13 protein-coding genes are annotated in these 12673 nt (G+C 72.4%); 10 read left to right on the top strand and 3 right to left on the bottom strand.

Translation table 11 applies throughout. The features are described 5' to 3' along the window. Positions 1-258 precede the first annotated feature (258 nt). Positions 259-888, top strand: coding sequence for a DJ-1/PfpI family protein (locus ACQKM2_RS04030; RefSeq protein WP_427706273.1), 630 nt, complete (start codon positions 259-261; stop codon positions 886-888). On the opposite strand, the gene ACQKM2_RS04025 is transcribed toward ACQKM2_RS04030, so the two are convergent. After that, positions 881-1624 carry an enoyl-CoA hydratase/isomerase family protein gene (locus tag ACQKM2_RS04025; RefSeq protein ID WP_427706271.1) on the bottom strand — a complete coding sequence of 248 codons (744 nt, stop codon included), beginning with the start codon at positions 1622-1624 and terminating at the stop codon, positions 881-883. The two genes, ACQKM2_RS04030 and ACQKM2_RS04025, sit on opposite strands and share 8 nt — an antisense overlap. A gap of 82 nt (positions 1625-1706) precedes the next feature. On the opposite strand from ACQKM2_RS04025, the gene ACQKM2_RS04020 reads away from it, so the two are divergent. Next, the gene (locus ACQKM2_RS04020; protein ID WP_427706269.1) at positions 1707-2378 is read left to right on the top strand and encodes an HdeD family acid-resistance protein; all 672 of its coding nucleotides are present in this window, start codon (positions 1707-1709) and stop codon (positions 2376-2378) included. A gap of 130 nt (positions 2379-2508) precedes the next feature. After that, positions 2509-3003: an ATP-binding protein gene (locus tag ACQKM2_RS04015; RefSeq protein ID WP_260618579.1), complete on the top strand. Its 495-nt coding sequence runs from the start codon at positions 2509-2511 to the stop codon at positions 3001-3003. Positions 3004-3050: 47 nt separating this feature from the next. On the opposite strand, the gene idi is transcribed toward ACQKM2_RS04015, so the two are convergent. Together idi and ACQKM2_RS04005 are read right to left on the bottom strand one after the other, a co-directional pair. Beyond that, complete coding sequence (gene idi / locus ACQKM2_RS04010) at positions 3051-3653, bottom strand: isopentenyl-diphosphate Delta-isomerase (protein ID WP_427706267.1); 603 nt, start codon at positions 3651-3653, stop codon at positions 3051-3053. Positions 3654-3783: 130 nt separating this feature from the next. After that, positions 3784-5103 carry a GNAT family N-acetyltransferase gene (locus ACQKM2_RS04005; RefSeq protein ID WP_427706265.1) on the bottom strand — a complete coding sequence of 440 codons (1320 nt, stop codon included), beginning with the start codon at positions 5101-5103 and terminating at the stop codon, positions 3784-3786. 375 nt (positions 5104-5478) lie between these two features. On the opposite strand from ACQKM2_RS04005, the gene ACQKM2_RS04000 reads away from it, so the two are divergent. The 7 genes from ACQKM2_RS04000 to ACQKM2_RS03970 all read left to right on the top strand — a co-directional run bounded on the left by ACQKM2_RS04000 (position 5479) and on the right by ACQKM2_RS03970 (position 12491). After that, positions 5479-7254: a DUF5941 domain-containing protein gene (locus ACQKM2_RS04000; protein WP_427706310.1), complete on the top strand. Its 1776-nt coding sequence runs from the start codon at positions 5479-5481 to the stop codon at positions 7252-7254. Beyond that, positions 7251-8003, top strand: a complete 753-nt coding sequence (locus ACQKM2_RS03995; protein WP_427706263.1) for a sugar phosphate nucleotidyltransferase — start codon at positions 7251-7253, stop codon at positions 8001-8003. The genes ACQKM2_RS04000 and ACQKM2_RS03995 overlap by 4 nt, the downstream gene beginning before the upstream one ends. Beyond that, a complete protein-coding gene (locus ACQKM2_RS03990; RefSeq protein WP_427706261.1) occupies positions 7991-9052 on the top strand; it encodes an iron-containing alcohol dehydrogenase family protein in 1062 nt (353 codons plus the stop codon). Before ACQKM2_RS03995 ends, ACQKM2_RS03990 begins: the two co-directional genes overlap by 13 nt. Beyond that, positions 9030-9809, top strand: coding sequence for a CDP-alcohol phosphatidyltransferase family protein (locus ACQKM2_RS03985; protein ID WP_427706259.1), 780 nt, complete (start codon positions 9030-9032; stop codon positions 9807-9809). The genes ACQKM2_RS03990 and ACQKM2_RS03985 overlap by 23 nt, the downstream gene beginning before the upstream one ends. A gap of 8 nt (positions 9810-9817) precedes the next feature. After that, positions 9818-10690 carry a glycosyltransferase family 2 protein gene (locus ACQKM2_RS03980; protein WP_427706308.1) on the top strand — a complete coding sequence of 291 codons (873 nt, stop codon included), beginning with the start codon at positions 9818-9820 and terminating at the stop codon, positions 10688-10690. Positions 10691-10786: 96 nt separating this feature from the next. Then, positions 10787-11716, top strand: a complete 930-nt coding sequence (locus tag ACQKM2_RS03975; protein WP_427706257.1) for an ABC transporter permease — start codon at positions 10787-10789, stop codon at positions 11714-11716. After that, on the top strand, positions 11709-12491 hold the full coding sequence (locus ACQKM2_RS03970; RefSeq protein ID WP_427706255.1) for an ABC transporter ATP-binding protein: 783 nt from the start codon (positions 11709-11711) through the stop codon (positions 12489-12491). Before ACQKM2_RS03975 ends, ACQKM2_RS03970 begins: the two co-directional genes overlap by 8 nt. The last annotated feature ends 182 nt before the right edge of the window (positions 12492-12673 follow it).

The raw sequence follows: 12673 nt of genomic DNA, 5'->3' as shown, positions 1-12673 counted from the left end.
TCAAACGCCGGACGGGCTATCCATAGCCTCGCCGGCGTTTGAGGACCGGGGTCAGGGGCGGAGCCCCTGGGAACGGTGGAAGGGCGGGTAGGGGACCAGCCCCGCGCAGCGGCCCACCCACCCGCAGGCGACACACGCACCCCCACCCCGGCCCGGAGAAAGGCCGTGCCGCCGCGCACCGCACCGGCGTTGAACCGGCGCCGGCCGACCAGACTTCCGCCCCCGCACGCAGGGGCGGCTCACCGCTCCGGAGGAGCCATGCAGATCGCCGTACTGCTCTACGACCGCTTCACCGCGCTCGACGCCGTCGGGCCCTACGAGACCCTCAGCCGCATCCCCGAAGCCGAGACCGTGTTCGTCGCGGAGCGCCCCGGTCCCGTCCGGACGGACAACGGGGTGCTGGGGCTCGTCGCCGACAAGGCGCTCGACGAGGTGACCCGGCCGGACATCGTCATCGTGCCCGGCGGGCCGCACCCCGAGGTGGAGATGAAGAACCCCGCCGTGCTCGACTGGCTGCGGGCCGTGGACGCCACGACCACCTGGACCACCTCCGTCTGCACGGGCTCGCTGCTCCTCGCCGCCGCCGGCCTGCTCGACGGGCGGCGGGCCACCAGCCACTGGCTCTACCTCGACAAGCTGGTCCCCTTCGGCGCCCGGCCGACCGGCGAGCGGGTGGTCTTCGACGGCAAGTACGTCACCGCGGCCGGGGTGTCCTCCGGCATGGACATGGGCCTCGGCCTGCTCGGGCGGATCTCCGGGGACGAGTACGCGCAGGCCGTGCAGCTGCTGTGCGAGTACGACCCGCAGCCGCCGTACGACGCCGGCTCCCCGGAGAAGGCCCCGGCCGAGCTCGTCGCCCGGATGCGCGCCGCCAACCCGCTCAGCTAGGACGCCAGCCGAAGGCGGGAGCCCGCCGTTCCAGGAACGCGGCGACACCCTCCGCGGTGTCGCCGCTCGCGGCGGCCTGGGCCGCCCAGTACGCGTCCCGGCCGGTGCGGCCGTCCGCGAACTCCTTGGCGGCGGCCTGCGTCAGCCGCGAGCGGGTGGTCAGGGTCCGGGCGAAGGCGGCCACCCGCTCCTGCAGGCCGCCCGCCGGCAGCAGCTCGTTCAGGAACCCGGCCCGCAGGGCCGTCTCCGCGTCGATCAACTCTGCCGAGAAGAGGAGGTACTTGGCCCACGCCGGGCCGACCACCGAGGCCAGCCGCCGGGTGGAGGACGCCGGGTAGACGATGCCCAGCTTCGCCGGGGTCACCCCGAACGACGCGCCCTCCTCCGCGAAGCGCAGGTCGCACGCCGCCGCCAGCTGGCTGCCGCCGCCGACGCAGAACCCGCGGATCGCGGCCAGCGTCGGCTTCGGGAAGGCCGCGAGGGCCTCCTCCGCCGCCACGGACAGGGCCTGCGGGTCGTCCTTGCCGGTGAGCGAGGAGATGTCGGCCCCCGCGCAGAAGGTGCTACCGGCCCCGGTCAGCACCAGCACCCGTACGGCGTCGTCCTCGGCGAGCAGTTCCAGCAGCTCCGGCAGCGCCCGCCACATGGAGGCGGTCATGGCGTTCCGCTTGGCCGGGTGCGAGATGACGACGGTGGCGACCCCGTCGCCGACCGTGTGGTGGAGGGCTGCGTCCATGCGCCGGATGCTATCCCGGGCAGCCGATCCTATGATCAAGGGGAGTCCGACCCCCGGGGGGTGCCGAGGAGGTGGCACGTCCATGGGCGCCGACCGCAGTGACCCGGACCCGCGGCAGCGGGAGCAGAAGCAGCTGAAGCGCGGCTTCGGGCTGCTGGCCCTGCTCGGGGTGATCCTCGTCCTGGCCGGGCTGGTGGGTCTGGTGTACACGGGCGTGGCCACCCTGACCTCGATGTTCCTCTTCGGCTGGCTGCTGCTGATCGGCGGCGTCGTCGGCCTCGCGCAGGCCGTGCAGTCGCGGGGGACCCCCTACTTCTGGCTCGCCGTCATCGTCGCGGCCGTCAACCTGGCCGCGGGCTTCGTGATCCTGCGCCGCCCGGAGGCGAGCGCCGAGGCCCTGACCATGTTCGCGGCCCTGCTCTTCCTCACCGGCGGGGTGTTCCGCCTCGTCGGCGCGCTGGTGGTGCGCGGCCCGAACTTCGGGATCTCCCTGATCCAGGGCGCCTTCGGGCTGCTGCTGGGCATCCTGATCCTGTCCGGCTGGCCCGGCAACAGCCTGTACGTGATCGGAACGTTCTTCTCGCTCGCCCTGCTGTTCGACGGACTGAGCCTGGTGGGGCTGGGCATGGGCGCCCGCCGGATCCTCGGTCTGGTCAGGGAAGACGACGCGGCGGCCGTGCCGGGCGCGGCGGGCGGGACGCGGGAGGCGGCCGGGAAGGGGCCCGCACCGGATCAGGAACGGCCCAACAACTGACTCCGTCATAAACCAGTGGTCAGAAAGCGTCCGATTGACGCTGACTTCTGGTCAGCGGCGCGGTACGGACCAGGGTCTTCCCCACTCTTGACACGTGGAGACGATCGAGCGCGAAGACGGGGGCCGGAAGATGGACGACAGCGGGAGCATCCCGCCGGCCCGGGGAGGTGAGGTGTCGGCCCCGGCCGACCCCCTCGCTTACGAGGGAGTGTGGCGCTTCACCGCGCCGGCGGTTGAAGAATCCGTTCCGCAGGCCCGCCGGGCGGTCCGCGACCTGCTCGGCCGCCAGGGGGTGCCGGCCCAGCAGGACCTCGTGTACTCGCTGCTGCTGATCGTCTCCGAACTGGTGACGAACTCGGTCCGGCACGCGGCCCTGCTCTCCCCGGAAGTCGCCGTCGAGGTGGCGGTGGGCCGGGAGTGGGTACGGGTGGCCGTCGAGGACAACCACCCGTACCGGCCCAAGGCGCTGGAGGCCGACTTCGGCCAGACCGGCGGCCGGGGCCTGCTGCTGGTCCGGGAGATCACCCTGGAGGCCGGCGGGGTGTGCGACGTCGAGCACACCGCGACGGGCGGCAAGGTGATCTGGGCGGCACTGCCGCTCGCCGCCCCGGCCCCCGGGATCTGACCCCCGGGACGGCCGTCCCGGGCGTCCGCACCTGAACGGCGTAGCGGCTACCAGCCGGCCGCGTCGCCGGTCAGCTCGCGGATCGCGGGCCGCGCCGCGTCCAGCACCGTCATGAACCAGGCGGAGAACGGCTGCTCGGCGTGCCGCTTCTCCAGCTCCTCGGCCGTGACGAAGGCGGTGTCGCCGACCTCCTCCGGGTCCGGGTCCAGCACCGGCCGGGCCAGTCCCACGAACAGGTGGTTGTACTCCTGCTCCACCAGCCCGGAGTCCGGGTCCGGGTGGTTGTAGCGGACCGTACCCGCCTCCGCGAGCAGCGAGGGCGAGAGCCCGAGCTCCTCGTGGGTGCGCCGGGCCGCGGCCGCGAACGGAGACTCCCCGGGGTAGGGGTGGCCGCAGCAGGTGTTCGACCAGACGCCGGGGGAGTGGTACTTCCCGAGGGCGCGCTGCTGGAGCAGCAGCCGGCCCTGCTGGTCGAAGAGGAACACGGAGAACGCCCGGTGCAGCAGGCCCGGTGCCTGGTGCGCGGCGAGCTTCTCCGCCGTGCCGATGGTGTTGCCGGACTCGTCGACCAGTTCGAGCATGATCGGTTCTTGAGCTCCGGTGCCGGTGGACGCGCTGCTGGTGGCGTCGGTGGCTGGTGTGGTCGGCATACCCATCCTTCGCTTCGGACTTCGGCCTTCAGTCTGCCGTACAAAAGAGGCTTGTCCCCACTTCGGAGATCCGCGCATGTCCGCCCCCCTCCGCGTGGTAAGCGGAGAGGGGCGGACGTCCGGCAGGGGATCAGATCCCGAAGGGGGCCGGATAGGAGATCGTGCCCGCCGGCACCGGAACGGAATCGTCCAGCACCAGGGCCATCATCGCCTCGTCGGGCACCTCGAACGGCGCCCTGATCCCGAACCGCGAAGCCGGCGTGAAACCGAACCGCGGATAGTACGAGGGGTGCCCGAGGACCAGCACCAGCGCCTCCCCGGCTTCCCGCGCGGCCGCGAGCAGCGCCCGTACGACGGCGCTCCCGGCGCCCGAGCGCTGGAGCGAGGGATCGGCGGCCACCGGCGCGAGGGCCAGCGCGGGCACCCCGTCCACCCGGCAGCGGGTCAGCAGCGCGTGCGCGGCCACCTCGCCGTCCGGGCCCTCGGCCACGTACGAGAGCCCCGGCAGCCAGGCCTCGGCGTCGGCGCGCAGCGCGTCCACGAGATCAGCCTCCAGCGGGGTGCCGAGGGCCGCCAGGTTGACGGCCCGCACGGCCGCCGCGTCGGCCGGCGCCTCGGGGCGGGTCCGCCAGCGGTCCCCGTCCCCGGCGGTCACCGGGGCCAGCACGAAGCCCGTGTACCCGTACTCGTGCCCGTGCCGTTCCCGTACGGCGAGCTCCTCGCGCACGTATCCCAGCGCGGCCTCCGCCGCGGGCGAGGCGGGCACGGCGGCCCGGACCCGCTCGCCGAGCGGGCCGTAGTACTCGGCCCAGTCGGAGTCGGGCTGGAGCCGGGTGCCGAGCACCCGGTACCCGGCCGCCTGGGCGGCCGCGGTGTTGCGGGCGGTGGAGCGCAGCGGGTACTGCGGGTCCCAGAAGGCCCGGGCCCCGGCCGAGGGCTCCTCGGCGGTCCACTCGCACTCGGTCAGCACGAGCCGCCCGCCGGGTGCCAGCAGGCGCTTCCACTCGGCGAGCGCGCGGTCGAAACCGAGGATGTAGGCGGAGCCCTCCGCCCAGACGAGGTCGAAGGAGCCGTCCTCGAACCCCTCGGAGGGAAGCTCGCCCATGTCGGCGCGCACCGTGCGGACGCGCCCGTCCAGGCCCCGCGCGGAGGCGGCCGCGCGCAGCTCGTCGAGGAAGGGCTCGTAGAGGTCGACGGCGGTCACCTCGGCGAGGCCCGCCCCGCCCGCCTCGGCGGCGAGCAGCAGGGCGCTGCGGCCCGGACCGCAGCCCAGGTCGAGGACGCGGGGCCGCTCGGGGAGCGGTCCGCACAGGGAGAGCAGGTGCCGGGTGGAGTCGTCGGAACCGGGGGTCTGCCGGGGCAGCCCGCGGTGCAGCTCCATGAAGGCGGCGAAGACGCCGTCGTCGGAGCCGGAAGGAGATGCGGAAGAAGAAGCGGTGTTGTCGGTCAACGTGAACCCTTGAACGGGGGCTCCGGCCGACGAGGTCTTACCGGTGGTCGGTGTCAGACCCGGCCGGACGCCCGGAAGGAAACGGGGATGTACCGGAGTTCGCTGCGCACGGCAGCGACCACTGCGACGGTCATCAACCCACCTCGTTTCCCGAACAGGGCCGCTTCGACCCGCCTGGGCGCACCACGTGACCCGTGTGCGCCGCCGTCCACCCTAACATCCGGGCCCGAACGGCCCCGTTTCGGCCTGAACAGCTGATGAATGAGGCCTTCCATTCATCCGATAGCCTCTGCCGACAGCCCTGCCGACGCGCTGCCGCCGCCCCCACCCGGGCGCCCGGCCGTCGGGAATGTCCGTCGCAAGGAGTGAGTTCGTCTGCCGACCGTCATCCTCACCGGCCCGCCGGTACCCGGATCACCGCTCCAGGACGAGCTCCGGTCGCTCGGGTTCGACGTCCGCCCGGCCGCCGGTCCCGAAGACACCGCCACCGCCCTCGCCGGGGTCCCGGCCCAGGAGCGGGTGGCCGTCGTCGACAGCGCCTTCGTCGGGCACCCGCACGCGCTGCGCCTCGCCCTGACCGACCCGCGCTTCGACGCCTGCGCCGTGACCGGCGCCTTCGCCGTCCAGGCGGGGGCCCGCGCGGCCCTCGACAAGGCCGCCGCGCTGGCCCCGGCGGGCACCGGACCGTACGCGGACCGGCTCGCCGCCGCGGTGGAGGCCGCCGGGACCACCGTCCAGCGGCCCGAGCTGGGCAGCCTGGTCGCGGCCGTGCCGGACGGGGAGGCCGAGCGCACCGAGGCCCTCGCCGCCGTGGCCGCCGTCGACGACGAGGCCGTGCGCCTGCGCAGCGCGGTGAAGTCCCGCGACGGCTTCTTCACCACCTTCTTCATCAGCCCGTACTCGCGCTACATCGCCCGCTGGTGCGCGCGCCGCGGCCTGACCCCGAACCAGGTCACCACCGCCTCGCTGATCACCGCGCTGGTCGCGGCGGGCTGCGCGGCCACGGGGGAGCGCTGGGGCTACGTCACCGCCGGCGTGCTGCTGCTCGTCTCCTTCGTCCTGGACTGCACCGACGGGCAGCTCGCCCGCTACTCGCTCCAGTACTCGACGATGGGCGCCTGGCTCGACGCGACCTTCGACCGTGCGAAGGAGTACTCCTTCTACGCGGGCCTCGCGCTCGGCGCGGCCCGCAACGGCGACGACGTCTGGGCCCTCGCCCTCGCCTCGATGATCCTGATGACCTGCCGGCACGTGGTGGACTTCTCGTTCAACGAGGCCAACCACGACGCCACCGCCAACACGAGCCCCACCGCGGCCCTCTCCGGCCGGCTCGACAGCGTCGGCTGGACCGTCTGGGTCCGGCGGATGATCATCCTGCCGATCGGCGAGCGCTGGGCGATGATCGCGGTGCTGACCGCCGTCACCACCCCCCGCACCGTCTTCTACGCCCTGCTCGTCGGCTGCGCCTTCGGCGCGCTGTACACCACCGCCGGACGCGTCCTGCGCTCGGTGACCCGCAAGGCGAAGAGGACCGACCGGGCGGCCCGGGCCCTCGCGGACCTCGCCGACTCGGGCGTCCTGGCCTGGACCGGCTACCCCCGGCCCACCAGGCGGCCGGACCGCGCCGCGCCCTGGCTGGCCCTGGCCGCCGCGCTGCTGATCACCGGCAACGCGCTCACCGGGGACTTCGGGGACCCCTGGCTGATCGGGACCGCCGCCGGGTACGTGTTCTTCGCCGGCGCGGCGGTGGCCGCCCCCCTCAAGGGCCCCCTCGACTGGCTGATCCCGCCGCTCTTCCGGTTCGCCGAGTACGTGACGGTCCTCGTGCTGGCGGCCAAGGCCGACGTCCCCGGGGCCCTTCCCGCCGCATTCGGACTGGTCGCGGCGGTCGCCTACCATCACTACGACACCGTCTACCGCATCCGTGGTGGCTCGGGCGCTCCCCCGCACTGGCTGGTGCGGACGACCGGCGGTCACGAGGGCAGGGTCCTGCTGGCCGTGGTCCTCGCCACCGTCCTCGCCCGTGACGCGTTCCCCGTCGCGCTCACGGCCATGGCCGTGTTCGTGGCAATCGTGGTGCTCGTGGAGAGCATCCGCTTCTGGGTCTCCTCCGGGGCACCCGCCGTACATGACGAAGGAGAACCAGCATGATCGGCCTTGTCCTCGCTGCCGGTGCCGGACGCCGCCTGCGTCCCTACACCGACACCCTGCCCAAGGCCCTCGTGCCCGTCGGCCCCGAGGGGCAGGAGGACAGCCTCACCGTCCTCGACCTGACCCTGGGCAACTTCGCCGAGGTCGGCCTGACCGAGGTCGCGATCGTCGTCGGCTACCGCAAGGAGGCCGTGTACGAGCGCCGGGAGGCCCTGGAGGCCAAGTACGGCGTCAAGATCACGCTGATCGACAACGACAAGGCCGAGGAGTGGAACAACGCCTACTCCCTGTGGTGCGCGCGTGACGTCCTGGGGCAGGGTGTGATCCTCGCCAACGGCGACACCGTCCACCCCGTCTCCGTCGAGAAGACCCTGCTCGCCGCCCGCGGCGACGGCCGGAAGATCATCCTCGCCCTCGACACGGTCAAGAACCTGGCCGACGAGGAGATGAAGGTCGTCGTGGACGGCGACGAGGGTGTGCGGAAGATCACCAAGCTGATGGAGCCCGCCGACGCGACCGGCGAGTACATCGGCGTCACCCTCATCGAGCCCGAGGCCGCCGAGCAGCTCGCCGAGGCCCTGAAGACCACCTTCGAGCGCGACCCCGACCTCTACTACGAGGACGGCTACCAGCAGCTCGTCAACGACGGCTTCACCATCGACGTCGCCCCCATCGGTGACGTCAAGTGGGTCGAGATCGACAACCACGACGACCTCGCCAAGGGCCGGACGATCGCATGCCAGTACTGACGCGGCTGATCCCCTCGCCGGTCGTCGTCGACATCAGCTGCGGGGCGATGGACCAGCTGGACGGCATCCTCGCCGACCAGCGGATCTCCGCGTCCGGCCGGCTCGCGATCGCGATCAGCGGGGGCTCCGGACAGGCGCTGCGCACCCGTCTGGAGCCGGCCCTGCCGCTCGCCGACTGGTACCCGGTCGTCGACGGCACCATCGACTCGGCGGTCAAGCTCGCCGACGACATAAAGGGCCGCCGCTACGACGCCGTCGTGGGGCTGGGCGGCGGGAAGATCATCGACGTGGCGAAGTACGCCGCGGCGCGGGTCGGCCTGCCCATGGTGGCCATCGCCACCAACCTCTCCCACGACGGCATCTGCTCCCCGGTGTCCATCCTGGACAACGACAACGGCCGGGGCTCCTACGGCGTCCCCACCCCGATCGCGATGGTGATCGACCTCGACGTGATCCGCGAGGCCCCCACCCGCTTCATCCGCGCCGGGGTCGGCGACGCCATCTCCAACATCTCGGCCATCGCCGACTGGGAGCTCTCGCACAAGATCACCGGCGAGTCCGTGGACGGCCTGGCCGCCGCCATGGCCCGTACCGCCGGCGAGTCGGTGCTGCGCCACCCCGGCGGCTGCGGCGACGACGAGTTCCTCACCGTGCTCTCCGAGGCCCTCGTCCTCTCCGGCATCGCCATGTCGATCAGCGGGGACAGCCGCCCCTCCTCCGGGGCCTGCCACGAGATCAGCCACGCCTTCGACCTGCTCTACCCCGGGCGCTCCGCGCTCCACGGCGAGCAGGTCGGCATCGGCGCCGCCTTCGCCATGCACCTGCGCGGGGCCGCCGAACAGGCCGGCCTGTTCACGGAGGTGCTGCGCCGCCACGGCCTGCCCGTGCTGCCCGAGGAGATCGGGTTCAGCGTGGACGAGTTCGTCGCCGCCGTCGAGTACGCCCCCCAGACCCGCCCGGGACGCTTCACGATCCTGGAGCACCTCAACCTGTCCGCAGCCGAGATCAGGGACGCTTACGCCGACTATGCCCAGACCATCCGTAGCTGAACTCCGGCCCGTCGTTCACCCGCCGGGCGTCAAGGACCGGCGCAGTGGCGAGCACTGGGGCGGTCGCCTGTACATGCGCGAGGTCTCCCTGCGCATCACCCGGCTGCTGGTCACCACCAAAGTCACGCCGAACCAGCTGACCTACGTGATGACCGTCGCCGGCGTCCTCGCCGCCCCGGCCCTGCTGGTGCCGGGCGTGCTCGGCGCCGCCCTCGGCGTGGTCGCGGTCCAGCTGTACCTGCTGCTCGACTGCGTCGACGGCGAGGTCGCCCGCTGGAAGAAGCAGTACTCGCTCTCCGGCGTCTACCTGGACCGGGTCGGCGCCTACCTGTGCGACGCGGCCGTCCTCGTCGGCTTCGGCCTGCGCGCCGCCGACCTGTGGGGCAGCGGGCGGATCGACTGGCTGTGGGCCTTCCTGGGCACCCTCGCCGCCCTCGGCGCCATCCTGATCAAGGCCGAGACCGACCTGGTCGGCGTGGCCCGGCACCAGGCCGGCAAGCCCGTGGTCCAGGAGTCCGCCGCCGAGCCCCGCTCCTCCGGCATGGCCCTCGCCCGCCGGGCCGCCGCCGCGCTCAAGTTCCACCGGCTGATCCTCGGCATCGAGGCCTCCCTGCTGATCCTGGTCCTGGCCATCGCCGACCAGATCCGCGGAGACCTGTTCTTCACCCGCATCGGCGTGGCCGTACTCGCGGGCATCGCGATGCTCCAGACCGTGCTGCACCTGGTGTCGGTCCTGGCCTCCAGCAGGCTCAAGTGACCGCGCCGATGCGGCTGGGCGCCGTGATCATCACCATGGGCAACCGCCCCGACGAGCTGAAGGCGCTCCTCGACTCGGTCGCCCGGCAGGAGGGCGACCCCGTCGAGGTGGTCGTCGTCGGCCAGGGCGTCGAGGTCACCGGGCTCCCCGAGGGCGTGCGCACCGTCGGCCTCCCGGAGAACCTGGGCATCCCCGGCGGCCGCAACGTCGGCATCGAGGCCTTCGGGCCCGGCGGCTCCGACGTCGACGCCCTGCTCTTCCTCGACGACGACGGGCTGCTGGAGCGCACGGACACCGCCGAGCTGTGCCGGCAGGCCTTCGCCGAGGACCCGGAGCTCGGGATCGTCAGCTTCCGCATCGCCGACCCCGAGACCGGCACCACCCAGCGCCGCCACGTACCCCGGCTGCGCGCCTCGGACCCGATGCGCTCCTCCCGCGTGACCACGTTCCTGGGCGGTGCCAACGCCGTCCGCACGAAGGTGTTCGAGCAGGTCGGCACGCTCCCCGGCGAGTTCTTCTACGCCCACGAGGAGACCGACCTGGCCTGGCGGGCGCTCGACGCGGGGTGGCTGATCGACTACCGGGCGGACATGGTGCTGCTGCACCCGGCCACCGCCCCCTCCCGGCACGCGGTGTACCACCGTATGGTGGCCCGTAACCGGGTGTGGCTCGCCCGCCGCAACCTGCCCGCCCCGCTGGTCCCGGTCTACCTGGGCGTCTGGCTGGCGCTGACGCTCGTACGCAGGCCCTCGGCGCCGGCGCTCAAGGCCTGGTTCGGCGGGTTCAAGGAGGGCTGGACCACCCCCTGTGGTCCCCGGCGCCCCATGAGGTGGCGCACGGTCTGGCGGCTGACGCGGCTGGGCCGCCCGCCGGTCATCTGACAAGCTCGGGTCTGGGACCATGGGCCCTTCACGGGTCCGGCGTCCCAGCCCCCGATGCCCCTCCTGCCGCATCCAGAAGACGGAAAGTTCCAACTTGTGAGTGACACAACCCACGACGGTGCCCTCGCCACGAGCAAGCCGCCGTCCGACGACGCCGGGCTCAGCCCCGCGGAGCTCGCCCGGAAGTACGGCCTGTCCGTCAGTGGCGCGCGGCCCAGCCTGGGCGGATACGTGCGGCAGCTCTGGGGCAGGCGCCACTTCATCATGGCCTTCTCGCGGGCCAAGCTGGTGGCGCAGTACAGCCAGGCCAAGCTCGGCCAGGTCTGGCAGGTGGCGACCCCGCTGCTCAACGCGCTGGTGTACTACCTGATCTTCGGCCTGATCCTGAACGCCGGCCGGGGCATGGAGAAGGGGGTCTACATCCCCTTCCTGGTGATGGGCATCTTCGTCTTCACCTTCACCCAGAGCTCGCTGATGGCCGGTGTCCGGGCGATCCCCGGCAACCTCGGCCTGGTGCGCGCGCTGCACTTCCCGCGCGCCTCCCTGCCGATCTCCTTCTCGATGCAGCAGCTCCAGCAGCTCCTGTACTCGATGATCGTCGTGGTCGTCGTCGCCGTGGCCTTCGGGAACTACCCGCGCCTGTCCTGGCTGCTGGTGATCCCGACGCTGGTGCTGCAGTTCGTCTTCAACACCGGGCTCGCGCTGGTCTTCGCGCGCATGGGGTCCAAGACCCCCGACCTGGCGCAGCTGATGCCCTTCCTCACCCGTACCTGGATGTACGCCTCGGGCGTCATGTTCTCCATCAGCGAGATGCTGAAGGACCGGCCGGCGTGGATCGCGGACGTGCTCCAGTGGAACCCCGCCGCGATCTACATGGACCTGGTCCGCTTCGCGATGATCGACGGCTACGGCCCGGAGAACCTCCCGCCGCACGTCTGGGCCTTCGCGGTCGGCTGGGCCGTGGTGATCGGCCTCGGCGGCTTCGTGTACTTCTGGAAGGCTGAGGAGCGTTACGGCCGTGGCTGACAACACCCAGGGGCGCGTCCCCACCGTCATCGCGGACGAGGTGCACATCGTGTACCGCGTCAACACGGGCAGCTCCGGCAGGGGCAGCGCCACCGCCGCCCTGAGCAAGATCCTCCGCCGGGGGAAGGGCGACGCCCCCGGCGTCCGCCGCGTCCACGCCGTGCGGGGCGTCTCCTTCACCGCGTACCGCGGCGAGGCCATCGGCCTCATCGGCTCCAACGGCTCCGGCAAGTCGACCCTGCTGCGCGCCATCGCGGGCCTGCTGCCCTGCGAGTCCGGCAAGGTCTACACCGACGGCCAGCCCTCGCTGCTCGGCGTGAACGCCGCCCTGATGAACGACCTCACCGGCGAGCGCAACGTCGTCCTCGGCGGTCTCGCGATGGGCATGAGCCGCGAGCAGATCAAGGAGCGCTACCAGGACATCGTCGACTTCTCGGGGATCAACGAGAAGGGCGACTTCATCTCCCTGCCGATGCGCACCTACTCCTCCGGCATGGCCGCGCGCCTGCGCTTCTCGATCGCCGCCGCCAAGGACCACGACGTCCTGATGATCGACGAGGCGCTCGCCACGGGTGACCGCAGCTTCCAGGTGCGGTCCGAGAACCGCATCCGCGAGCTGCGGGAGAAGGCCGGCACGGTCTTCCTGGTGAGCCACAACAACAAGTCCATCCGCGACACCTGCGACCGGGTGCTGTGGCTGGAGAAGGGCGAGCTCCTGATGGACGGCCCCACCGAGGAAGTGGTCTCGGCGTACGAGAAGGCCAGCGGCCACTGACCCGAGGGTCCGCCGCCCCCGGCCCCGAGGCCCCCTCCGCTCCCCGCGGTGGGGGCCTCGCCATGGGGGAGGCGCCCGCGGACCGGCGGGCGGAGCGGGAGATCCGGGGCGGCGGCCGACATTCCGGGGCGCGGGGACACCCGATAGGCCCCCGCGGCGTTGTACAGCGTAAGCTGGACCAG

Source organism: Streptomyces sp. NPDC004126 (assembly GCF_050275515.1).
Classification (GTDB): Bacteria; Actinomycetota; Actinomycetes; order Streptomycetales; family Streptomycetaceae; genus Streptomyces.
This window is presented reverse-complemented; position numbering and strand designations above follow the sequence as displayed.